Below are 21,132 nucleotides of genomic sequence, written 5' to 3'. Positions count from 1 at the left end.
TGTGTCTACCTTGATTTAGTCTTTGATTGAATTTCGAAATGAGTGTGTTGTGCAGGACGATCCTGAGTGGTCGGGTTCAAGGCGGCGAGCCGCACGAGGGGCCGACACCCGCCGTTCCTCCGTCAGCGACTTCGTCGCGAAAGCCCCGGATTTTGCTTTGGATCGTGCGAACCGACACGCCGAGCACTTCCGCCATTCGGTCGCGGTTGAACCGATGCTGGCGGAGCGTTTCCAGAATCAGGGCGGAATGGCGTTGGGCTAAAGACCAGAGCGGGCAGCTGTGACTAAACGCACAATGAACGATGAGCTGATCGAGCAGCACTCCTTCATCAGCCGTGGTTACGGTGTAGGACAATGTTCGAGCTGTAATTGTCAGGACATAGAGCCCGGCCGCCTCATCAAAGCTTAGAACCGCGTTGTCGCCGCCCTGCAGATGGTGCTCGGTATCAACGGCTTGTCTGCAATTCGGCTTTTTGCAGGATTGCGACTTTGACGCGGTTTGGTCAGGCGTTTCGAGGCCGCTCAGACCAAGCTTTCCAAATGGCCGCGAGACGCGCGGCAGTCCTGCGCTGAGAGTTCTATTTCCTCGCCTTCCAAAGGGTCGCACCATCGTCATTGCGCGCCCGCTAAAAGAACGAGAGTGACCGAGATGACTGCGGCCGCGAACACCAATCCACCGGCGTAAGGCACGCCGACAAGGAAAAAACTACCGGCAACTGCTGCCACGCCAGCGATGGCGACGCAGGTGAGTGCGCCTATCGGACGGAGTCTGCGTGATGGAGATTGTTTTTCCTGGGGTTCACCGAAGAGCTTGCTGAGCGCGAGTAAAATGACGGAGCCTGCAATCCAGAGCACGACCAGATGAGCGGCGATGACAGTCAACCCCAGAGCGAACAGCGCGCCGCCTAGGAAAACCGTCAACACGATTACCGATTGCGAGAAATGGCGGAGCCTGCGCGCGAGAAGGAAAGCGCGCTGGTGCGATGACGGAGTTACCGAGTCCCGCCGTTTCAAGCGGTCGCACGTCTCGTCACTTTCGGCTTCGGGAGTCTCGCTCATGAATTGACCTTTGCCGAGTAAGACATCGACAAGCCTTGCATAGCTGGCCCACCATTCCCGTATTGCTGCGCCATGACGCCAACCGAGCGCTGCTGCATGTTCCGGCACGTCACAACCAAACAACTCGCCCACGCCCTCTGGCACGCAGTAGAAGAGGTCGTCGAAACCGGCCGAAAGCGCAGCCTCATAAATCGCCACCAAGTCGCACGCTGGATCGGACGGAAGGCCAATCTCCGGATGGTCTAGAACCTCCCTCGCGCGCATCCGGCAGTGATGGAGCTGCATCCAGGGAGAGTCGTTCGGCGCCTGAAGGGGGCGGATCAAAGACAACCACCGAATGACGCTTTGAGCATCGTCAGTCGGGAGCCTTTCGTACTTATGAGCGAGGCCTGCCAGTGAGGTGCCCGTACAAAGAACTGACGAACCCGAGAGCACGGACCAGTTGGGAAGAGTGTGCGACCTCATGGCTGCGAACCCCCAAAATTTGAGGGGGTGCGTGCTACAGATGCGGCTATGTGATAACCCTGTACCCAGCGGACGCCTGACAGGTGAGCGAAGGAAACATCATGTTCATCCTCAACGCCCTCAACGACGACCTGCGCTGCAAGGTGGGCGCAGAGTTGAATTAAACGGACAAACAGCTCGCAGCCAAAGACCTGGCTGCGGGATTCGCGCAAGCAGGACCGATCAATTTTGATGACGTCAGGCCGCAGGGCCACCGCTTGCGCGATTGACGTGTGGCCTGCACCAAAGTCGTCGAGCGCGACTTGGCATCCAAGTTGCTTGAGGCATGAGGCGAACGACTGCGCCAACCACAGATTGGGAATACTCGCCGTTTCGGTGATCTCGATGACGAGGCGTGAAGCGACGTGTGGTCGCTCCGCGAGCGCAGTGTAGACCGATTGCCAATATTCATCGTCGACCGCGCTTAGTGCCGAAATATTGCATCCGATCCGTACTGCGGGATTGGTGTGCAGCACATCGATCGCCATCAACACCACATGCCGGTCAAAGATGCGCGTCAGACCCAGTGTTTCGAGAGAGGGTATGAAGGCGCCCGGAGAGATATGCCGGTTACTGCCATCGGATGGAATCATCCGTGCGAGCGCTTCCCAGTAGAGAACGCTTTCGGCATCAGCGGCGCGAACCGGCTCGAATTCGAACGTGAGGCGACCCGACCGTATCGCCTCATGGGCCGCGACAGCCTTTTCCATGTGTTGCCGGAAGACGAAACCAACAATTCGATCCGCCGGGCTGTATGTCTGCGAACATTCAGAGCTCACACAAAGCGCGAGGAGTACGGCAACTCCCTCGATGACAACAGGCTCGCTTGCCAGCGCCACAAGCAAAGCCTCGACGCGAGCGCCAATTTCTTTCTCGGCAACAGGAAGATCGATATCGATGAAGCGCCGAAGACCATCCGCTCGGAGAGATGTGCTGCCTTGGCCGAAAGCCTCAGCGACCGAGGCGGACAACGCGCGTACCGCCCGGACAGCAAAGTGCCAGCCATAAGCGTTGACGATGTCGGGATGGTTTCTCACCTCGACACTCAACCGCGTCGCAAGATTGCTGTCGGGCTGACAATACATCGATGAAACGGTGTCGATCGTCATTCGACACCCTCGCGCGTGCCCTTGATCGAAACGCCGCGCGCCCACCAGCCCGCGAGCAGGCCCAAGGTTAGGGCCGCAAAGACGCCCACCGCCAGCCTGAGCTCACCTGCCAGGAAGAATCCAATTATAGCGCCGGAAACACCGCCTGCGCTGATTGAGATGACAACCTCGGACCGCCCGTGATGCCGGCTTTCCACCTCATCGACTGGAAATTTTGGCACGTGCCGGGTCATAGCGACACCTCAACGCGAAGCCACAATGACGCGTATGCTTTAACTCGGGAAATCGTGACGGCAGAACGGCCGAAACGAAATCGCCTGGAGCAAATTAAGTTGTTGTTTTTGATGAATATATTGCCAGTCAAAAACGTTCGATTTGGGCAATAAGAAGATGATTATACGATTCCGCGTATTTCCGACTTCTCGGCCATTGGAATCGTTAGGTTTTTAACTCGATGAGCTGCTGGGCGGACGTACCGGCAAAAAGGAACCTTAATGTCAACATTTGAGACGGGAGATTCACCCCTTTTGCCGCGTAAGGCGTGGGGTCTGCAGCTCTTAAACCGTCTTCATCTTCTCACACAGACAAAAGAGGTCTCAAATGATTATCGGATATGCGCGCGTTTCGACGGAAGATCAGAAACTCAATCTGCAGGTTCAGGCGCTCGAACAGGCCGGATGTGACATGATTTGCGAAGATTTGGGTCAAACGGGTTCGCATTTTGGTCGAACGGGTTTGCAGAATGCGCTGAGTGAGCTCAATCCCGGCGATACGCTTGTTGTATGGCGGCTGGACAGACTTGGCCGGTCTTTGTCAGGCCTCGTTAAACTTGTGGACGAGCTGGGTCATCGGCAGGTTCATTTTCAGTCTGTGATGGAGAAGATCGACACGACCTCACCTGGAGGCCGATTTATGTTTCATCTGATGGCGGCGCTGGCGGAATTCGAGCGCTCGATTATCAGTGAGCGTACTCGTGCGGGAATGGCCGCGGCGAAGGCGGATGGTCGGCAACTCGGGCGTCCTGCTGTCCTCACACCCGAACAAGTCCACGTTGCGAAGAAAGAGATTGAGCGCGGTCGCGCCAGCCGGAAAAGGATCGCACGCGAACTCAAGGTTTCGCCTCGTACGCTCCAACGCCACATCAACAGGCTTACACCCCATAATCCGGGCTAGGCCCGTATCGGGTGCATGCAGGCGGCAGAAAGTCTTTAGAAGTCGACAATAGATTCCTTTAAAAAGCGCCCCCTCCCGAAGTAAAAATTTTACGATACGGATTTTTATTCTTACCACGCACCCAGAGAAATGATTATCTGCTGGTCGCCTGTCCAGGTGCCGGAAATGGTGACCGACAGATCAGTATCCCACCTCCGACAGGGTAGAAATGGAACAGGCACGGTCGATCAGCACCAACGTGCCGGCATTCACGCCTGCCCTTGAACAGTGTCTCGATCCCGACCGTCGCCGCACGATGGTTGGGGTTAGGAGGACCATGATCGTAGGGTATGCACGGGTATCAACAGAGGAGCAGCGTCTCGACATGCAGGTCGAGGCCTTGCGGACATTGGGTTGCAACAGGATCTACCAGGACCACGGTTGCTCAGGATCACGCTTTGATCGAGATGGGCTTGATGCGGCGCTCGCGAGCCTCAAGCCCGGCGGCACGCTGATCGTATGGAGGCTCGATCGGCTCGGCCGCTCGCTTTCGGGACTGGTCGACCTGATTGACCGGCTTGGCAAGTCCAGTGTTCATTTCCGGTCGGTCATGGAAAACATCGACACCAGCTCGCCCGGTGGACGCTTGATGTTTCACATGATGGCAGCGCTTGCCGAGTTTGAGCGAGCGGTTATCAGTGAACGGACCCGCGCAGGACTTGCGCAGGCGAGGGCTCGAGGTGCGGCATTGGGTCGACCCAAGGCTTTGCAGGCAAACCAACTCGCGCAAGTTCTGCAAGCAATGCACTTCTACAACGCAAACATCCGCAAGGTTGCAGAGCGGTTCGACGTGTCGGAGCGGACCCTCCGTCGTTACCTGGGTCAGTTTGCAGGAAAGCTGCAGTCAGAGATTCAGCCCATGCTGCCGCCCTGGTTGCCAGGACACCGAGCCTCTATCGAAAATTCCGACAACCTCCCGGCCGAGCTGGCGGTCAATTACAGGGCGCCAGGGCACGAGCGTGAACTCGTGACTCCTTTCGATGATCGCGAACTTCCCATCGGAGAGTTGGAGAGTGCCGGAGAACGTTCCCGTCAGGGTTTCTCCATCGACTGCCGCCCGGAACGACAGTTGTTTTTCTATCGCGAGCGCTGCGCCGATCCGAGCGACCTCGCGCTCTTGAAGGGTAGCGATCAGGTTGCTTCGATAGCGAACGGTCCCGTCTTGTTGCCGAGCAGCATCCCCTCGTTCAATCAGTCTCTCCTGTCGCCGTATCATGGCCTCACGCACATCGCTGCCGAAACCGTGATTGGAGAGTTCGGCGGTGTGGGATCCGATGAGACGCCGGTCGAGCCAAGTGGGACCGTCCGACGCGATCTGCCGCTCGAGATCGAAATTGGAGAGAAGACGGATATTGGCGCGGCCACGACCAGCGTCGTAATCGGCGGCCCTTGCCGCAAAATCGTGGGGGATACGCCACGTATCTGCGTCGATGCGCTCAGCGATACCGACGCGACGCAGAGCTTCCAGACGCCGCACGTGCGCGTCAACAAAACCTTTGTCATCTCCACCTGGGACTTTTCCGTGGAAGCGAGCTTGCTCGACGTGCAGGCTCGGCCGGTAGACGCCGTTTTCGGCCATTCCGGCGATCGTTTGATCTACCGGGCGGCCGAGCTTCGTTGAGCTGATCTCAACGATGCTGCCCAAGCGCACGCTTTCCTGGCGAGCCGCATCGAATCCAGAAACATAGTGTGTCCGCCCGTCGGTGCCATCGATCACAAGCGACAGGCTCTCGCCGAGCTCGTCGTTCAGGTGTCTGTCGATGACACGACCGATGATTTGCGTTGGCGGTGCAGCATCGTGGATGACAAGGCTTAGCGGGTCGCACTCCCTGCCTTCCGCTCGCAGTGCTTTCTGCATGTTTCGGATAATGTCGCCTCGCTCACCCAGCTCGCGCAAGGTCGCTTCCATTTGCTCGCCAAGCTCCCAAACGTTCGGAGCGTGCTCTGTGGCAAGCCCCATTTGGCCGAGCTTGCTGAGGCGCCGCAGTCGCAGCGTGCGTTCCGCTTGGCTGGCGAGATCATGCGGCGAGGGACGCAGGTCGATGAAGCGGCAATCCGCCACATCGATCAACGCCCGGTCTATGCTCGTAAAGCGGTCGTGATCGATTTCAGCGATCAGCTTGCGGCGGTGTTCGATTTCCGTGACGGGACCGAGCTCCAGCGTCGCCAGTTCGCTGCCGCGTTCGCGGATACCGTTCGCAAGATAGTCACCGCTGATGACGAGGTTTTCGCCCCGATCGTCTGTGCCTTTAACAATGACGTGGACGTGGGGATGGCCGGTGTTGTGATGATTGACCGCTACCCAATCGAGTGAGGTACCGAGGTCGAGTTCGACTTGCGCCATCAGTTCCCGCGTATAGCTCGTGAGGTCAACTAGATCAGTGGCGTCCTCGGGAGAGACGATCAAACGGAATTGCCGTCTGTCGCCTTTTCCCCTTTCGAGGAAGGCTCGTTCGTCTGCCTGATCCTCGCGCGCAGAATAGAGCTGACCCCGCTCACCTTCCCGCGAGGTGCCATCACGCTGGATATAGCGCAGATGTGCAGCCGCTTTCCCGGTGCGCCCAGCATTCTCGACGTAGCGCGCCTTGACCACTACGCGGCGCATTCCCGGTGCGCTGTGACGCCATCCACCAGCGAGGAGACGCGACCGGACAAAAGCTGAGCCTCGACCCCGTTTGACGCGGGGGCCGGCCTGCCTTCGCGCGATTGTTCTCCTGTCTTTGGAGGGGCGCGATAACGAGGGAGACGTGAGCGTTGTAGCGCTCTTTCCATGCTGGCGGGAAAGCGCCTTTGCTTTCGTCAAGAAGCTTTTTGTTCGGCCCACATTGTCGCCGTTGGTGCGGATGCGGCCGGGTCTCACTCTGAACTTGGGGTCGTCGTTGTTTTTCATGGCATCGATCCTGCAAGAATGAGCAAAAACTGCAGAACAACCTCCCGGAGTGCCATCGAAAGCCCGGCGGGCGTTGGCATTGCAGACTATTGCGGCACTCCAACTAAGGAGAGCGTGGTGCCGCAACACGCTTCCCTAAACAGTGTGCAGACAAGGGCTTGTCCCGGAACGGGGCCTGGCACAGTGCCAGTTCCCTTTATCTTGCCCTCCCCTTCCCGCACCCTTTGCGCCCTTCCCCTCATTGAAAGTTATCCACTCGTCGCCCCTAGTTGCGGAGCGAAAGGCATCACGAATGACAGAATTGTGGGCTTCATGGATTGGAGCCTGCTCTCGCCCGGTCCGCAAACAGTCCCTCGGAGCGTGGTACAATGGCTGAAACGTCGCGCGCGTTCGTCGACGGAACGACAGCTGTTGGAAGTGCTGAATCAATAGCCTGCGGATTGTCGTGAGATGATTGCATGTGCTGCTCGCGATCGGCACCGGGACCGCGCTCCGATGGTGCAATAAACAACGGTGCGCCGGTCCAGGAAAATTGATCAACCGTCACGGTGGTGACGCTGCCGCCCGCATTGCCGATGTCAATGTTCGGCGCGACACTGGCGAGATAGGCTCTCGTTTCTGCAGGAAGCTGACGACCCTTGAGTGACGCCTCGTAACGGCCTGGGCCAGCATTGTAGGCGGCAATCCAACCGGGCGAACCGTAGCGGTCGAACAATTCACGAATATAAGCAGCGCCAGCGAGAATGTTGTCATGAGGATCGAATGGATCATTGCCGAGACTGTGACGGATGCGCAAATACTGCCAGGTGGCGGGCATGATTTGCATCAGCCCAATTGCGCCCTTGGGGGATATTGCGCGATGTCGCCCGCGGCTTTCAGCATGGAGGATTGCCGCGATCCATCCGACCGGAACATCAAAACGCTTCGCCGCGACTGTTATATGATCGAGGTAGAGGTTGCCGCCTGATGCGCGGGTGATGGGCGCGGCCTCTGCCCGGACGAAATCCGGTATCGTCGTACAGTGCAGAGCGCACGCAAGTACGATCGTAGCGCTTCTGACATGCGATCCCTTCGCGAATAAAGGCGAGTTTGCCAGCGTGCTCACTGCCGTCAAGGATGCGTACGCCGCACCGATCTTCGATCGTCCTTGACCTTCGCTGCGCGCGTCGACCGACGGAAAGTCGAGCGGGGCGGAGGGATGATACGGCTTAGTCGCGAACAGAGGGATGAGCTTTTTCAGTGTATTCACACAGGCGGAAGGGCTGAAATTCCGCATGGTTTCAGTCCTTCGCGTCGCGCTTGACCGGGCGTGTCCAGTGAAGAGACCATTCATTGCCAGTGTCACGATCGCAGAACAGGTTTGCGCGGATTGGCTGCGGCAAGGCGGGGTCGTCAATGACGACTGAGATGTAGTCTCCTGCCCTTTCGCCAGTGCGTTTCCACGCAGCCCCAATCTCCTGAAGGAGTTCCATGCCTTCGCTGGCAGCGATGTGAACACGGTAGTCCGGCGCGCTTTCAGCGTCGGAAGCCTCGGCCGCCGCGATGACGATGTCGCGCACGAATGTGAGCGTCTGGATGCGACCGGAAAACCCGGACTGCATGCGAATGAACTTACCGATTTGAGGCATGATGACTGCTCCGGCGGTGACAGGGAGTAGCCTCGGCGCGCACCGCTCGCACCGATGGCGAAGCGGTTTAATGTGCGGCTGCGCGCCAGATGTACCTGCCGTCACCGTCATCGACGGTGTAAACGGGGCTTACCCTACCGAGGATGGCGCGAGACCGGATCGTGCCAAAATAACGGCCATCCAGGCTGTCCGGCACGCTGCCGTTCATCAGGAATATCTCCCCTTCCGCGACGCGTTTGCAGCCGCGCCAGACAGGCAGCGGTCGACCTTGTCGGTCGCGGTCGAGAGCATCGCCGACCGACATTTCGTCTACGGTTACGGTGCTGTCGGCCCGGCAGACCTGCTGACCTGGAAGAGCAGCCACATGTTTGATCAAGGGTATGTCGCGCCCGACATATCCGCGTCCCACCATGAAAGCGGCTAGCGACTCCTCGGGCATGAATGCGACCAGGTCGCCGACCTTCAAAGCGCTCGGCGAATTGATGACGTATAGCCCGATCGGTACACTGGCCGACGCGTTCCAAATGAGATGGTGCGACGTTGGAAGGTAAGCGGGAATAGAAACGCCCATCACGGAGGCAGACGTCATCAAAAAATAGGAGAAGCGGCTCATCGCATCGCCTCGTCCGATTTGTCATCACGTCCTTGTGGTCCTTTTTGTGATTGGAGCAACACTGCGCAGCGCTTGAGCCAAGCCTGATGACGGTCGAGTGTGTACGGTCTCGGCGTTTCCCCAGCGACAATTCGATTGCCAACATGTCGCCAGTGGTCTGGCGCAACGTCGCACGCGTCGAGACCAAGACGTTCCACGGCATCGATATGGCGAAGTACCTGTTCTACCTTCGGCCAGCCGGTGATTTTCAGAAGTATGTCGCCGCCAGGGCGAACGAACGGCAGCGTTTGATGGGGCTCCCCTGACGCGACGGCGCGCACGATATCGATCCTGGAGATGATCGTGCCGTAGTCATTGGCCGCCCACCGGACGAAGGCGAAGACGCTGTCCGGTCGAAAGGCAAGAACGCGGCGACGCCGGTCGAGAACCTTTTCGTCAGCAGGACGACCGAACCTGATCCAGTGTTCGACACGCTTTTGGATGTGGGTCAACTCGACACGCGTGAAGTCATTGGATGCTGGCTCGCTCCGCTGCAGTGCTGCGGACGCGCTGGAAGCTGAATTGCTTCTCATGATTGCTCTCCTTCAACCGCAGAGATTCCTCGCTCGAGGAGCTCACGCAGCAAAGCTGAAGCCGTCAGACCCTGCCGGAATGCTGCGATCTTGATCCGACCGCGCAATTCTGGTGTCACGTCGATCGTGAGCCGCGCGGCAAAGTTGGCGTTTTCGGTGTCGTGCAATGGCTGCTTCGCGGGCATCGACCTGCCGTCGTGTTTGGGGCAATCCCTCTTCATTGGAACGTCCTTCCGGCCCTGAGAGCGTTGATCGCACCTACCGAGTTAGTGAATTCTGTTGAGGCACGGTCCTCAGCCATTGGCACAGAGTCCGCCGATGTCTGCGCCCATTCTCCAAAGGTAATTTGCGTGAGAAGTGACCTGCTTAAACTGCAGATCTGATTGGGGTGCGGGACGACCATCACGCACCTCGCCGGTTAGCACCGGCACTTGCCTTCGTGCGTGCGCGCGTCAAAGAAGAAGAGTTATATTCTTTGTTAGATTCTAAGTTAGCGGCCGAAATCTCCGTTTCCGGCCAGAGCCTTAGCTGCCGCTCGTGCGCCTGAAATCCCGACGGTGCTGCGCCCGAAGTCACGATACCCTTTGCGCCGGAAGTCACGAGTGTTTCCACAGCGTTGTTCACAGGCACTGTGCGGGAGTTCGAAGGAAAGATTTGCAGCATTTCACCACGTCCGTCGCGCCAGATGTCGATGCGATAACCGGGAAGCGGCTGACGGGAGGCTATTCTGCGCAAATCCAATGCGAAATCGGAGATGCGCGCAAGGCTACCTGACTTCTGGTGTAGGTGAGCGATCTCGAACAACCAACCATGTTTCTGGTGGCCGGCATGCTTGCGAGCGACGCGATAGAGCCAACGTTCAATGCCGCCGGTCAATTTGAAATATAGCGGATCGATTGTGAGGACCAGAGACCGGTCAACGACTCCGCGATAGAACCAGTCGGGCAAAACAAACTCCATGCCCTCGACCCTTCCATTACGCGTAGTCAGCTCTTCCCATTCGTTGATCCAGGAGAATTGATGCCGACGCCAATGCTCCCCATGGCGGATCGTGGTGCGAACTACCGTCGATTGCAGACGGGCCAGAGCACCTTTCAACAACCGATATTCGCGCGCACCGGTTGCGCGGCCGACCGCTTGCAGGAGTTGATAGGGTGTGAAGCGCAAAAAACGTGATGTCCGCAGTTCCCGGTTTTCGGCTTCGACAATCTGCGACGCCGCCCATATGAGCACGTCGGCATCCCATATGGTGGCCATCCCGTGTTCGGGAAGCGCGTGAACCTCGACGCGTTGATCACCGACTTCGTAAAGAATGGGAGCGACGCGTCTGGCTTTGGCGAGTGAGAAGAAAGGACGCTCCATAAGGTCACGCTGATCGCGAGGGCTTGCGTCGCCGGTGGCAATCACAAAAGGATCGAGCCGATGGCGCTCGCTGTCGCTGGTGAGGCGATGGCGGCTCTGATGAGGAAAGCCTGCCATTCACCGGGACGCCTTTTCGGCTGCCGTGAGCGGGCGGGCTGGGAAAACGCGTGTCGCGGTTATCTCTGAAGCCGACTTGCGAATGCCCGCTGACGTCCAGGCTTGAATGTCGTCTAAAGAGTAAACGATACGCCCACCGATCTTTCGGTAGAGCGGACCGGTACCGTAGGTACGGTGCTTTTCCAGGGTGCGGATGGAAATTCCAAGAAACCGCGCGGCGTCGGGTGTGCGCAGGTATCTGGGTGGAAGTCCCGTTTTGGGGTCAATCATCATCGGTTCTCCGTTCGTTTGTATCGGGCCGTCGGCTGCGACGGCGGGATATGGCGAACCATGGCGGAGAACCGGCAGATGCGAGCGGGCCGGATTTGCCGGGTCGCGATTCCGGCCCTCAAAGCGGAGCTTGAAGCGACGGCGCTTTCTTAAGGTCAGGCTTGGGGGTTGGGACGCGGAGCGGATAGCGTAGAAGATCACGATAGCCGCCGCGCCTGTAGTATTCGCCGTCGTTGATCAAGCGCCGCGTCCGGTTTCGGCGTGGATCGTTTTCCCAATCCGCCTTACTTCCTCGAAAGCCGAGGAGCGCCTCGGCGATCTCACGATGGCTTGCACCGTCGCTACGGCCATCCATGGCTCGCAAGATGAGGATATGGCGGTCGCGGGTCTGAGCTGGAAGATCGTGTAAACGTTTCCCGACGGGCCGACCGGTCAGTGCTCTCCATAAACGCAAAAGCGCTTCAATGCGAAGCTCGACGAGCGCGTCGAGGGGCAGCATGACGAAGTATCGGATCGCTTCGCTTGGCGGCGCACTTGCGCTCCAGAACTGGTGCGTTGCATCGGCGACGCGCCAGATCGCGTGCCAGGTTTCGTCGAGGTCATTGCGAACATCGAGATCGCGTAGATTTGCGAGGCTTATGGGTACTGCGGCTGGGTCGTCCACTGTGGATAAATCCGCACGCAACTGGAGAGCGGCTGGCATTAGGTCGGGTCGCCAGAATGGGGAGCCAAGATTTGCCGGTTGCGCTGGATCAGCCGGGAAATCGTAACCCCCAGCGCTCGCAGAATGCATTTCGGGTCGCCTCGTCAAGGCTGGCAGTAGCGCTTACGAGGCGGAAGGCGCGCTGGTATTCGGGATCGCGCCGGAGATATTCCCAAGCAAAGCCAGCAGCGGAGATATGCTCATTATCGGCATAAGCTGCCGGCGCGCGCCAATTAGAACTCGACATGGCGTCACCTTTCACTCCTGCACCTGTTACGCGGCGCTGGAGTGAAGCATCTTGAACACCCATGGGTCAGTTTAGGAGATACTGTTTTCCGATACGTTGATCGTGCAACACAATCAATGTCGGTAAGGACTCTCAGCAATCCGTGAGAGTGTGTCGCGAGCCGGGCGGAGCCCGGCGAGCGGCGTTTTCTTCAACGCATTAAGCCTTGCCGATCCGCACGTGCGGATCGGCGCGAATGTTGGCATCCACAATCACTGCGAGGTCCAGAGCCGTCCGACCGAAGTGCGGCTTCACGGCTCTTTCTGAAATCAGGCGGATTTGATCCGCTCCATACCTTCGGCCAGCGTCCATAGGGCACGATTGAGGCCAACGTTCTGATCGATCCCATTGATGGCGCGGGTCTGGCTCCGTCGGATGCGCCCGTCAGCGGTCTGGCGACGACCCTGCAAGCCGCCGCGAACGAGGTTTTCCTGAATGACGTTGAAGGTCTGCCAAAGGCTTTGCCCGATATCCTCTCGACGGCGCGGCTGGATGATCTGGTCTGCACGTATTGGGCTTTCCTCTTCGCCATAGCGGGCGACGAGGCTCGCTTCGGCAAGCACAATCTGTTCAGCGGGAGAAAGAACGGTTTCCTTCATGGTCTCGGTGGCGTCGATCAATCTGGGGAAATCTTCCGCAACGGTATAAACACCCTCGATGATCTGATCCTGAATGCGACCTGTGTGGGGAACGCGCACCTCCTCAAAACGCTCACCAGCAATCATGGAATTTGTGCAGACGAAACGGAGTATGCCTGCAAACATCTGGTAGCTCGATGTTCCGTCATGCGAATTGACGATGATGACCTCTGCCGCCTCCGGCTTGCCGATGCCGTCATCCCTGCGCAGGCGCAACATGTGTTTGGCGTGACCGATGCGGTCGCCGTCGCGAGGCACCGCCTGTGCGGCGAAGAATGGGAACCACCCTTCACGTCGAAGGCCTTCCACAATGTCTATGGTGGGAACATAAACGTAGCGCTCGGACCTGCTGCCATGTGCTTCGCGGGCGAACACGGACGGTACGTGGCGGAAAAGCGCTTCGTTGTCGAGAGCTTCACGGCCGCTGATCTGATGGGAGTTTCGGCCGAACCGAGTGGCGAGGTGATGAAATGTCATGGTCCTATTCCTTGTTGGCTTGGGTTGGAGCGCAGCGCTGCGCTGCAACCTTGGCCGTCGCCGAGACCGGGGGGTGCAAGGAGCAAGGGCGACCGGAACGGAGGGGGATCGCCCGACCTGCACGGAACGGAGGAACGACGTGGAGGAAGGTTGGGGATACCGTTCCGGTCGAGCGAAGCGATCCCTTGCGCCGCGCCTGGGGGCAGAACCCCCAAGCTTTGTGCGTCAGTGATCGAAGCCGAATGGCGGAAACGCGACCATGGCGTGGTTCCGGCGCAGCCGAGAGCGCGTCTCGTAGAGGACGCCAATCCCTCGTGAAATTTTCGTCGGTAGTTCGCTTTCGATATCGTTCTCGCACCGCTCACGACACTTCGGAAGCAAGGAACATGTGCGCCTTTGTTCTCGGCCACAGACGAAGTCGGCCGTCTCGTCTCAACACCCCCCGGTTTATCGCTCTCTAATGGAGCAAGCGCTCATTCGATCTGCAGCGTTATTCCAGCACGAGGCGATCGCAATGCAAACCAGGAAACTGCAACCAACTTGATCTGCTGTGTAAGGCGGGTGCCGCGTTTGGCGCCAGCCGTCGCAGCCACCAGAGGTGCGGTTCAGAGCATGGGAAGGCCCCGCTTTCGCGGGGCCCTTGGAACCGGTGTCAGTTGGTCGAGCGGCGGCGCGACCAGATGAGGGCCAGTTCCTCTCCCTCTGTTTCGACCAAGCTTGCGTAGATCGGACCTGGGAATGAAGGATCGTCCAGCTTCACCGAGAGATAAGGATTACCTTTGTCTGATTGCTTCTTCCATGCGGCTCCGAATTCTATGGTTCCGGTGAAGACCCGGAAATCTGGGCCGCTTTCGTTTTCGCCCTCGGCCGGGACAAATTTGACTGCCTTTACGTTGAGGTTGAGGGTCTTAACCGAGCCAGTGAAGCCGTTTTCATTGCGGGTGAATGTTCCGATCGTTGCCATGATGTGATGTCCTTCTGCTTTCCGAGCCGCGCCCATCGCGGCCTCGATAGCGGTCGTTCGACCGGGGACGATCGGCCTGCACCCCTGCGGGGCCGTAACGGAGTGGAGGGCGGCCGAAGGCGGCCTTTTTGGCGGGCAAGGAATGCCGCGTAGCGGCAGGGGAAAAAGGCAGCCAGCGAACGTTGCGGGATCAAGATCGAGATTGAGCTCTCGCGAGATCGTTCTTCGGTCAGACCAGCTCTATCGAGTCCTGCGTGGACGTGGGTCTGACAGCTGGTTGTGGGGAAATCGCGTCGTGGCAACGATTGGACAGCTCTCTCAAGTTGGAAGAAGAACGGCTTAGAAGGGTTGCTTTTAAGGGTCCCTCTCCACAACATGATGCAGAAGAGACAGCTCAGCGGGCCGCAGAATATGACGCAAGCCGCCAAATGCTTGTTCCATTCTCTTCACCAGTTGTGCCTAAAGTACTCAAGGTCAGCTGGAAGAACCATCAGTGGAATTGAGCGCGACTCGTTTGGCGGCCTCGAAGCTCGCCATTCTCAGTTTGCGGATAGGCCGGTTCGAGTTTCGGTCGTGCCGGAGAGAGAAACCCGGGTTCTTCCTGTCTGCTGATTGTCTCGCCGTGTGACTTCCGTGCCATCATGCCCGAAAGCGTGGCCTGAACATGCGGCAAGCTCCGCGATCTCCGCAAATGTCAGAAGCCAATCGCATCAGTGCAGACATACCAGTGAGGCCGCCGCCGAGCAGGCAAAAACCTATGCGCCAGGCGTCAGACGACACCGCCTCGGTGGTCATCCCATGAACAAGCGCAAAACCGGCTGCACCAGCAGGCAAAGCAAAGACGAGCGCCAAGCCGATGCGCACGATTGTCGGACGTAGCACCAGGATGAGTGTCACCAGCAACCCGTAGGTCGCGATTCCTGCCGCAAAGCCGACAGTGCAGGAACCGACGAATGAGGAGCTGGAAGCATAGGCGGATTGCGCCACCTGTAGACCGAGCATGAATGGCAGCGCGTAAACCGCAAGTCTCCACACAACGAAACACAGACCGATCAGCAAAACGAGAGCCAATAATGGAAGCACTATCATGGCATATCACTCCTTCGCCGATGGCCTTCGTGGCCGTCGGTCCGGTCGCGCGGGGATCGCCCGTGCGACCGAAAATTTTGGCGGGATGGACACAGTAAGACCGGGGCCGCCTGCGCGGCCCCGGCTCGATGCTCACTCAGCGGCTTGCATGTACGCGTCGTGTTCTGGCTCGATAAGCTCTTCGTTCGCTTGTGACCACTCGGGGCGCTCTGTACGCAGAAGCGACGGGAGCCAACCTGTTCCAGCAAGAAGATGTTCGGCGGCCTGAGCCATTTCAGTTTTCTTCATGCCTCTCAGTCGGTCCGCCACGCCATCGCCATGCGCTTCCTTCACCGCAGCGAGAATATGAGCCTTGGTGATGCGACCAAGATAGGCTCCAACAGTGGGGGTCCAATGGGTTGACATGTCGAGCATGACCGCGCTTGCCAGTTTTGCGGCCGTATCGTTGGTCCGGCGCTTCGTTTGCTCCCAAGGCAACCTGACAGCGTTGATCGTGAGCGAAGCGCAATGGGCCAGCAGCGCCATGAGGCTGGCATGATCAAGACCGGCGACGAAGGACCAAAGGTCAGCAATATCGCGTGGCATATCCACCGCCCATTCCGCATGACGATCTGCGAGCATCTTCGCGGCTGCCGTGTCCTCGATACCGTCGGCGTAGGTAGCAAGGTAGGCGCTAGTGGGACGGATTTCGAGGCAATGCGCTTCGCCGCAACCCCTATAGAAGGTCTGCGCCGCTAGCGTGTGGACCACGGCGACCAATGCCATTTCCGGCTGCTCTCCTACGATAAGGCGAAGGCCAAGCGTATAATGCGCGCTCAGATCGCGAATTAGCAGGTCCGACAATGGCTTCGTGTCGTCTACTGCATCCTCGGCCTCCATTGACGTGTCCGATTCCTCGCTTTCGTCAGCGTCTTCGTCCTCAATAATCTCGCCGTCGCCGTTGACGCGAACACCGTCGATCACTGCCTCACCATCCTCGCTGAGCTCCGCCGCCTCATCCTCGGGGCGAATAAAGCCACGTTCAATCCGCGCGGTGCCATCATGGTTGAGAATGACGAATACGCCGCCGCGCATGGTGTCCTTTGCATCGTAGGCATGGCGTTTCGCTTCGAGCCGTTCGATCAGCGTTTCGAGTTCGCCAAATTGTTGATCCGCATGGTCCGGAAGTTCGTCGTAACCCTCGTATTCCGACGAAAGCCGCACGTAGTCGTCTTGCGCAACAGCGTAGGCGGCCTCATCTTCCTCGGATAGGGCTACTGCGTGCGGGTAAGTCCGGCGCATGCCGTGTGCATGGGGAAAATCAATCTGGACGGAGGTCCACTTCCAACCCTCGGCTTCCTGCACTTTGGCAGCAATGCTCTCCAGCTTCTCAGCGACGAGTCTGTCCAGTAGTGCGGCATCTTCGAAATATCCTCCCTGATCCTCCGTGAAGAGATCACGGATAACGCTCCCGCCAGCCTCCGTGTACGCTTCCACTCCTACAAAGCGCGCGCGTCGATCAGACGCGGCTACATTCATTCTCGTCAGGTCTCGCCGAATATAGGATGGATCTCGATTGTAGGAGAGGTTTTCGAACACATGCACTTGGCGATCGTGGTCATCGGTGATCGCAAACGCCATCAACTGGTCCAACGACAGACCGCCTTCGCGATAGACTTGCATCAGCTTTGGGCTAATTGCGCCGAGACGCATCCGTTGTTTTACAACATGAGCTGTGACCCCAAAGCGCGCTGCGATTTCCTCCGCGCCCCACCCACGGTTCTCGGCCAACTCGCGGAAACGCTCGAACTGGTCAGCGGGGTGCATCGCTTCACGGGTCACGTTTTCGTCTAAAGAGATTTCGGCTGCATCATTCTCGATATCGAGAACGCAACGGATCGGCTCCGTTTTCTTGATCTGTTTGCGCTTCACACGAAGCAATTGTGCAAGCCTTCGGCCTTCACCGATGGTGACGAGATAGGAACCGGTCGGCTCGCCCTTGGCGTTCGTGTCTGGCTCAACGACCAAGTTTTGGAGCATCCCCTTTGCACCGATGCTCGCCGCCAAAGCTTCGATATGGGCGTGGCTATGCGCGGTCTTGCGGGCATTCTTTGGCGATTTCTTGAGCTTGTTTAACGGGATCAGGAGAACCTCGCCGTTCTCATTTACGGGAGCCTCGCGAACAGTGATTGTCGTTTCAGCTGTGATGATATTCTTCATGGTCTTAATCCTCTTGGGCTTGGGTTGAAGCGCAGCGCTGCGCTGCAACCCTGCCCGTCGGCGAGACCGGGGGGTGCGAGGTGCAAGGGCGGCCGGGACGGAGGGGGATCACCCGTCCTGCACAAGCGAAAGTCAGCTAATGCTGATAGTTGTTCCGGTACAATCGCGCGGAAGGTCGGGGATACCGTCCTGGACGAGCGTCAGCGATCCCTTGCGCCGCGCTGGGGGGAGACCCCTAAGCCACCCGCCTCGCATAAGCGAAAGCGACCGCGGGGCAAAAGGACCGGATCAGGATATGCCCGAATATTGAGGCTGACGTCGAACATCCTGATCTCCATTACGCGATCAAAAACTCGGCACGCGTCGTTGGTCGGCCCCGCTGGACGGTGGCCTTGTGCTGGACCCGCGCTCAACTGGCACAAGCTCGTGTGCGAGAGAAAACAGTCCTTTTTACGCGATCGAAGCGCCAATCTCCGCACGCAAGCGTCAGACCTCTTCTCAAGCAATCTGCCGAAAGGCTTCATGGCCCATGAAGTGGAAAAGTTGGATTGTTAAGTGATGGCACCGAAGCGCAACCAGATAGGGACCGATGAGGACCAAACCGCTGAAATACAAAACGGCGGGAGTCACTTATTCCACGCGAGCCATGACGCGGTTTTGCAGATAGCCCGCCTGATTGGGCGACAGATTGCAAGGGAACACATTGCCCATCTTCGGGCGGAGAAGAATCGTGTAGAGGTGAAGCGCAGGGTGGATTGATATTCCGCCGCGACATACTCGATCGCGTGAACCTTGGGGCATCGAATTCCGTCGCGAATAACCTTACAGTCGCGTCTAGATGACTGTACCCTTCACATTCCCCATCCAGAGCTACGGATCCGGGCTCCCAAAGATAAATCCTCCCGCCGCGCGCCCGCCAGAACGCGCGGCAACATCGATGCTTGACACGATCCCAAATCGGGATCATCATTGAGGTGGAAATGATAGTTATCGACCGTCGGGTCCTGCAGCAGTTTGTCGACAGTCTCGATGAAATGGGAGGTCAGTTGGCCGCAAGCAGTGCTCTAAGCGCCTGGGTGGAAGAAGTTGGCAGAGCAAGCTGGACCAGTATCGGAGAAGTGAAGAGTTTGTATCCCACGGCGCGGACATTGAGTGCCGGGCACATCGTCTTCAACATCCTCGGAACTGATTACTGCCTTGATGTGAAGGTCGATTTCGAGAAGGGAATTGTGTGGATCAGGTGGATCGGAACACCCGACGAACACAATCGGACATACGGTACGGGGAACTAAGATGCCTGCTGAACTTAAACCGATCCGGACGGAGACGGACTATCTTGAGGCGCTTGCCGAAGTAGATAAGTTATGGGGTTCAAAAAGCGGAACAACCAGAGGCGATAGACTCGAAGTGTTGGCCACTCTTATCAACGCGTACGAGGCAAAGCACTACCCTATTGATCCACCGGATCCGGTAGAGGCAATCAAGTTCAGAATGGAGCAGCAAGGCCTAACGCGTAAAGACCTGGAGCCGATTTTTGGCACGCGTAATCGCACGTCCGAGATACTGAACCGCCGGCGTGGTCTCTCTATAGAAATGATCCGTCAACTACATGAGCGCCTCGGCATTTCGGCTGATGTTCTGATCCGGCCAAGCCGATTAGAACCTTCTGCATGAATTGGAGCACCCGATGACACGTGTTGCAATCTATGCCCGTTACTCTTCAGATAATCAGCGAGAAGCCTCTATCGAAGATCAGTTTCGGATTTGCCGCGAACAAGCAAAGCGCGATGGCTGGACTATCGTTGGCACCTACAAGGACGCGAGCCTCTCAGGCGCGAGCATGATTTTGCGGCCGGGTATTCAGGCTCTGCTGCAAGACGCGCAGTCCGGCCGTTTCGACGTCATACTAGCGGAAGCACTAGACCGAGTATCTCGCGATCAAGCCGACATTGCCACCCTCTATAAACATCTCAAGTTCGCTGGCGTGCTGATCGTGACGCTAGCTGAGGGTGAAATCAATGAATTACATGTCGGCCTCAAAGGCACAATGAACGCTTTGTTCCTCAAAGATCTCGCCGCAAAGACCCATCGTGGAATTAGAGGCCGGGTTGAAGGTGGTAAATCAGGCGGCGGTCTTTGCTATGGCTACAAAGTCGTCAAGCAACTAGACGGTCGCGGGGAGCCGGTACGAGGTGATCGAGAGATCGATATGCAAGAAGCAAACACCATTCGGCGCATCTTCCAGGATTTCGCTGATGGGGTCGGGCCGCGGACAATTGCGCGGACTTTGAACGAGGAAGGCGTTCCCGGTCCGGACGGGAGGCCATGGAGCGATACGACGATCCGAGGACACGTCAAGCGCGGAACCGGCCTGATTAACAACGAGCTCTATATCGGCAAGCTGATTTGGAACAGGCAGCGCTACATCAAAGATCCCTCTACGGGAAAGCGTGTCTCCCGGCTAAACCCGCAGTCCGAATGGATTATCACCGAGGTGCCTGAACTTCGCATCGTGGACGACGTGCTGTGGCAGGCCGTCCGCGCGCGACAGGAATTGATCGCCAGCCGATCCGCCAATGTTACCGAGGCGGTCCGTCAGCACCACGCTGAAAACCGATTAAACGGCGCACGGCGCCCGAAGTCGTTGCTCTCTGGTCTAATATTCTGCGCCTGCTGCGGAGGCCCCTACTCACTGCGCGGCGCCGACCGCTTCGCCTGCTCAAACCATATTAGTAAGGGGACGTGCGACAACAGCCGAACAATTCCACGCGATGAGCTGGAGCGACGCGTCCTCGCCGGTCTTAAAGATCGTATGATGGCGCCGGAAGTCGCTGCAGAAGCGATGCGCGCTTATGCCAGAGAGATCAATCGCCTCAACCGCGAGCGGCGGTCGAATGCAGAGGTTTGGCGAGCGGAACAGGCCAAGGTCGACAAGCAAATCCGAGGAATGATCGAGGCGATCAAGGAAGGCATGTTCCATCCCAGTATGAAGTGCGAGATGGACGCGCTTGAAGCTCGTAAGGACGAACTGAGAGAGCTTCTGGCTGAGAGTCCGCAAGATGTGCCCGACTTGTTGCCAAGTGCTTCGGCAATCTACGCGAAAAAAGTAGCGGATCTCACCGCAACACTCAATCAGCCGGAGGACAGAGTGCAGGCTGCAGAAGTCCTGCGGACCTTAATCGAAAAGATCATCCTTTCACCTGGTAAAGCAAGGGGCGAAATCGACGCTCTCTTGTACGGAGAACTAGGTACGATCCTGAACTGGATTGAACGGCAAACTATTGAAAAGGCTCAAAAAACGAAAACTCCCGGAGCTGGACTCACGGGAGTGTCGGTATCAGTGGTTGCGGGGGCAGGATTTGAACCTGCGGCCTTCAGGTTATGAGCCTGACGAGCTACCGGGCTGCTCCACCCCGCGTTACCAGCGTAAATCCCTATGG

The 21,132-nt window shown here is 57.9% G+C and carries 22 protein-coding genes, 1 tRNA gene and 1 pseudogene; 5 read left to right on the top strand and 19 right to left on the bottom strand.

Going from position 1 to position 21,132, the window contains the following annotated elements:
- Positions 1-76: 76 nt before the first annotated feature.
- From ACQZ5F_RS18475 to ACQZ5F_RS18460, 4 genes are all read right to left on the bottom strand, one after another.
- Entirely contained in the window at positions 77-616 is a 540-nt protein-coding gene (locus ACQZ5F_RS18475; protein ID WP_448731294.1) for a helix-turn-helix domain-containing protein, read from the bottom strand.
- Positions 613-1,260, bottom strand: a complete 648-nt coding sequence (locus ACQZ5F_RS18470) for a hypothetical protein (protein WP_448731293.1) — start codon at positions 1,258-1,260, stop codon at positions 613-615. Before ACQZ5F_RS18470 ends, ACQZ5F_RS18475 begins: the two co-directional genes overlap by 4 nt.
- A 260-nt stretch (positions 1,261-1,520) precedes the next feature.
- A complete protein-coding gene (locus tag ACQZ5F_RS18465; RefSeq protein WP_448731292.1) occupies positions 1,521-2,672 on the bottom strand; it encodes an EAL domain-containing protein in 1,152 nt (383 codons plus the stop codon).
- Positions 2,669-2,905 (bottom strand): hypothetical protein, encoded by a 237-nt coding sequence (locus ACQZ5F_RS18460; RefSeq protein WP_448731291.1) that lies wholly within the window; start codon positions 2,903-2,905, stop codon positions 2,669-2,671. Before ACQZ5F_RS18460 ends, ACQZ5F_RS18465 begins: the two co-directional genes overlap by 4 nt.
- Positions 2,906-3,272: 367 nt before the next feature.
- Here ACQZ5F_RS18460 and ACQZ5F_RS18455 point away from each other — a divergent pair, with 367 nt between their 5' ends.
- Both ACQZ5F_RS18455 and ACQZ5F_RS18450 read left to right on the top strand, forming a co-directional pair.
- On the top strand, positions 3,273-3,845 hold the full coding sequence (locus tag ACQZ5F_RS18455; protein ID WP_448731290.1) for a recombinase family protein: 573 nt from the start codon (positions 3,273-3,275) through the stop codon (positions 3,843-3,845).
- Positions 3,846-4,053: 208 nt separating this feature from the next.
- Positions 4,054-4,509: pseudogene (locus ACQZ5F_RS18450) on the top strand (recombinase family protein); the annotation flags it as partial.
- Positions 4,510-4,728: 219 nt separating this feature from the next.
- On the opposite strand, the gene ACQZ5F_RS18445 reads toward ACQZ5F_RS18450, so the two are convergent.
- From ACQZ5F_RS18445 to ACQZ5F_RS18380, 14 genes are all read right to left on the bottom strand, one after another.
- Positions 4,729-5,844 (bottom strand): DUF3363 domain-containing protein, encoded by a 1,116-nt coding sequence (locus ACQZ5F_RS18445; protein ID WP_448731298.1) that lies wholly within the window; start codon positions 5,842-5,844, stop codon positions 4,729-4,731.
- Positions 5,845-7,084: 1,240 nt separating this feature from the next.
- Positions 7,085-8,050 (bottom strand): lytic transglycosylase domain-containing protein, encoded by a 966-nt coding sequence (locus ACQZ5F_RS18440; RefSeq protein ID WP_448731289.1) that lies wholly within the window; start codon positions 8,048-8,050, stop codon positions 7,085-7,087.
- A gap of 4 nt (positions 8,051-8,054) precedes the next feature.
- Complete coding sequence (locus ACQZ5F_RS18435; protein WP_448731288.1) at positions 8,055-8,402, bottom strand: DUF736 domain-containing protein; 348 nt, start codon at positions 8,400-8,402, stop codon at positions 8,055-8,057.
- A 67-nt stretch (positions 8,403-8,469) separates the two neighbouring features.
- The gene (locus tag ACQZ5F_RS18430) at positions 8,470-9,015 is read right to left on the bottom strand and encodes a S26 family signal peptidase (RefSeq protein ID WP_448731287.1); all 546 of its coding nucleotides are present in this window, start codon (positions 9,013-9,015) and stop codon (positions 8,470-8,472) included.
- Positions 9,012-9,587 (bottom strand): DUF2840 domain-containing protein, encoded by a 576-nt coding sequence (locus ACQZ5F_RS18425; protein WP_448731286.1) that lies wholly within the window; start codon positions 9,585-9,587, stop codon positions 9,012-9,014. The genes ACQZ5F_RS18430 and ACQZ5F_RS18425 overlap by 4 nt, the downstream gene beginning before the upstream one ends.
- On the bottom strand, positions 9,584-9,754 hold the full coding sequence (locus ACQZ5F_RS18420; protein WP_448731285.1) for a hypothetical protein: 171 nt from the start codon (positions 9,752-9,754) through the stop codon (positions 9,584-9,586). The genes ACQZ5F_RS18425 and ACQZ5F_RS18420 overlap by 4 nt, the downstream gene beginning before the upstream one ends.
- A 235-nt stretch (positions 9,755-9,989) precedes the next feature.
- Complete coding sequence (locus ACQZ5F_RS18415) at positions 9,990-11,066, bottom strand: replication initiator protein A (protein ID WP_448731284.1); 1,077 nt, start codon at positions 11,064-11,066, stop codon at positions 9,990-9,992.
- Positions 11,067-11,336: a helix-turn-helix transcriptional regulator gene (locus ACQZ5F_RS18410; RefSeq protein ID WP_448731297.1), complete on the bottom strand. Its 270-nt coding sequence runs from the start codon at positions 11,334-11,336 to the stop codon at positions 11,067-11,069.
- A 118-nt stretch (positions 11,337-11,454) separates the two neighbouring features.
- Positions 11,455-12,000, bottom strand: a complete 546-nt coding sequence (locus ACQZ5F_RS18405; protein WP_448731283.1) for a DUF2285 domain-containing protein — start codon at positions 11,998-12,000, stop codon at positions 11,455-11,457.
- Between the two features lie 88 nt (positions 12,001-12,088).
- A complete protein-coding gene (locus tag ACQZ5F_RS18400; RefSeq protein WP_448731282.1) occupies positions 12,089-12,286 on the bottom strand; it encodes a transcriptional regulator domain-containing protein in 198 nt (65 codons plus the stop codon).
- Positions 12,287-12,594: 308 nt separating this feature from the next.
- Positions 12,595-13,440 carry a DUF932 domain-containing protein gene (locus ACQZ5F_RS18395; RefSeq protein ID WP_448731281.1) on the bottom strand — a complete coding sequence of 282 codons (846 nt, stop codon included), beginning with the start codon at positions 13,438-13,440 and terminating at the stop codon, positions 12,595-12,597.
- 652 nt (positions 13,441-14,092) lie between these two features.
- On the bottom strand, positions 14,093-14,404 hold the full coding sequence (locus ACQZ5F_RS18390) for a DUF736 domain-containing protein (RefSeq protein ID WP_448731280.1): 312 nt from the start codon (positions 14,402-14,404) through the stop codon (positions 14,093-14,095).
- Between the two features lie 639 nt (positions 14,405-15,043).
- Positions 15,044-15,493, bottom strand: coding sequence for a hypothetical protein (locus ACQZ5F_RS18385; protein ID WP_448731279.1), 450 nt, complete (start codon positions 15,491-15,493; stop codon positions 15,044-15,046).
- Between the two features lie 132 nt (positions 15,494-15,625).
- The gene (locus tag ACQZ5F_RS18380; protein WP_448731278.1) at positions 15,626-17,692 is read right to left on the bottom strand and encodes a ParB/RepB/Spo0J family partition protein; all 2,067 of its coding nucleotides are present in this window, start codon (positions 17,690-17,692) and stop codon (positions 15,626-15,628) included.
- Positions 17,693-18,672: 980 nt separating this feature from the next.
- Here ACQZ5F_RS18380 and ACQZ5F_RS18375 point away from each other — a divergent pair.
- The 3 genes from ACQZ5F_RS18375 to ACQZ5F_RS18365 are packed head-to-tail and all read left to right on the top strand — an operon-like array spanning position 18,673 to position 21,077.
- Positions 18,673-18,984, top strand: a complete 312-nt coding sequence (locus tag ACQZ5F_RS18375) for a type II toxin-antitoxin system HigB family toxin (RefSeq protein ID WP_448731277.1) — start codon at positions 18,673-18,675, stop codon at positions 18,982-18,984.
- 1 nt (position 18,985) lies between these two features.
- Positions 18,986-19,366, top strand: coding sequence for a helix-turn-helix domain-containing protein (locus ACQZ5F_RS18370; RefSeq protein WP_448731276.1), 381 nt, complete (start codon positions 18,986-18,988; stop codon positions 19,364-19,366).
- 13 nt (positions 19,367-19,379) lie between these two features.
- A complete protein-coding gene (locus ACQZ5F_RS18365) occupies positions 19,380-21,077 on the top strand; it encodes a recombinase family protein (protein ID WP_448731296.1) in 1,698 nt (565 codons plus the stop codon).
- Here the strand turns inward: ACQZ5F_RS18365 and ACQZ5F_RS18360 are convergent.
- Positions 21,034-21,110 (bottom strand) — tRNA-Met (locus ACQZ5F_RS18360). The two genes, ACQZ5F_RS18365 and ACQZ5F_RS18360, sit on opposite strands and share 44 nt — an antisense overlap.
- Between the last annotated feature and the right edge of the window lie 22 nt (positions 21,111-21,132).

The organism is Agrobacterium sp. 22-210-1, from assembly GCF_053522525.1.
Note: the sequence above shows the minus strand (reverse complement) of the source record. Positions and strands in the feature narration are given on the sequence as shown.

Coding starts and splice junctions, on each gene's coding strand:
- ACQZ5F_RS18415 (WP_448731284.1), bottom strand. CDS start 11,066: ATGGCAGGCTTTCCTCATCAGAGCCGCCATCGCCTCACCAGCGACAGC.
- ACQZ5F_RS18380 (WP_448731278.1), bottom strand. CDS start 17,692: ATGAAGAATATCATCACAGCTGAAACGACAATCACTGTTCGCGAGGCT.
- ACQZ5F_RS18375 (WP_448731277.1), top strand. CDS start 18,673: ATGATAGTTATCGACCGTCGGGTCCTGCAGCAGTTTGTCGACAGTCTC.
- ACQZ5F_RS18445 (WP_448731298.1), bottom strand. CDS start 5,844: ATGGGGCTTGCCACAGAGCACGCTCCGAACGTTTGGGAGCTTGGCGAG.
- ACQZ5F_RS18435 (WP_448731288.1), bottom strand. CDS start 8,402: ATGCCTCAAATCGGTAAGTTCATTCGCATGCAGTCCGGGTTTTCCGGT.
- ACQZ5F_RS18430 (WP_448731287.1), bottom strand. CDS start 9,015: ATGAGCCGCTTCTCCTATTTTTTGATGACGTCTGCCTCCGTGATGGGC.
- ACQZ5F_RS18365 (WP_448731296.1), top strand. CDS start 19,380: ATGACACGTGTTGCAATCTATGCCCGTTACTCTTCAGATAATCAGCGA.
- ACQZ5F_RS18370 (WP_448731276.1), top strand. CDS start 18,986: ATGCCTGCTGAACTTAAACCGATCCGGACGGAGACGGACTATCTTGAG.
- ACQZ5F_RS18440 (WP_448731289.1), bottom strand. CDS start 8,050: ATGCGGAATTTCAGCCCTTCCGCCTGTGTGAATACACTGAAAAAGCTC.
- ACQZ5F_RS18425 (WP_448731286.1), bottom strand. CDS start 9,587: ATGAGAAGCAATTCAGCTTCCAGCGCGTCCGCAGCACTGCAGCGGAGC.
- ACQZ5F_RS18390 (WP_448731280.1), bottom strand. CDS start 14,404: ATGGCAACGATCGGAACATTCACCCGCAATGAAAACGGCTTCACTGGC.
- ACQZ5F_RS18400 (WP_448731282.1), bottom strand. CDS start 12,286: ATGTCGAGTTCTAATTGGCGCGCGCCGGCAGCTTATGCCGATAATGAG.
- ACQZ5F_RS18455 (WP_448731290.1), top strand. CDS start 3,273: ATGATTATCGGATATGCGCGCGTTTCGACGGAAGATCAGAAACTCAAT.
- ACQZ5F_RS18460 (WP_448731291.1), bottom strand. CDS start 2,905: ATGACCCGGCACGTGCCAAAATTTCCAGTCGATGAGGTGGAAAGCCGG.
- ACQZ5F_RS18475 (WP_448731294.1), bottom strand. CDS start 616: ATGACGATGGTGCGACCCTTTGGAAGGCGAGGAAATAGAACTCTCAGC.
- ACQZ5F_RS18465 (WP_448731292.1), bottom strand. CDS start 2,672: ATGACGATCGACACCGTTTCATCGATGTATTGTCAGCCCGACAGCAAT.
- ACQZ5F_RS18385 (WP_448731279.1), bottom strand. CDS start 15,493: ATGATAGTGCTTCCATTATTGGCTCTCGTTTTGCTGATCGGTCTGTGT.
- ACQZ5F_RS18410 (WP_448731297.1), bottom strand. CDS start 11,336: ATGATTGACCCCAAAACGGGACTTCCACCCAGATACCTGCGCACACCC.
- ACQZ5F_RS18395 (WP_448731281.1), bottom strand. CDS start 13,440: ATGACATTTCATCACCTCGCCACTCGGTTCGGCCGAAACTCCCATCAG.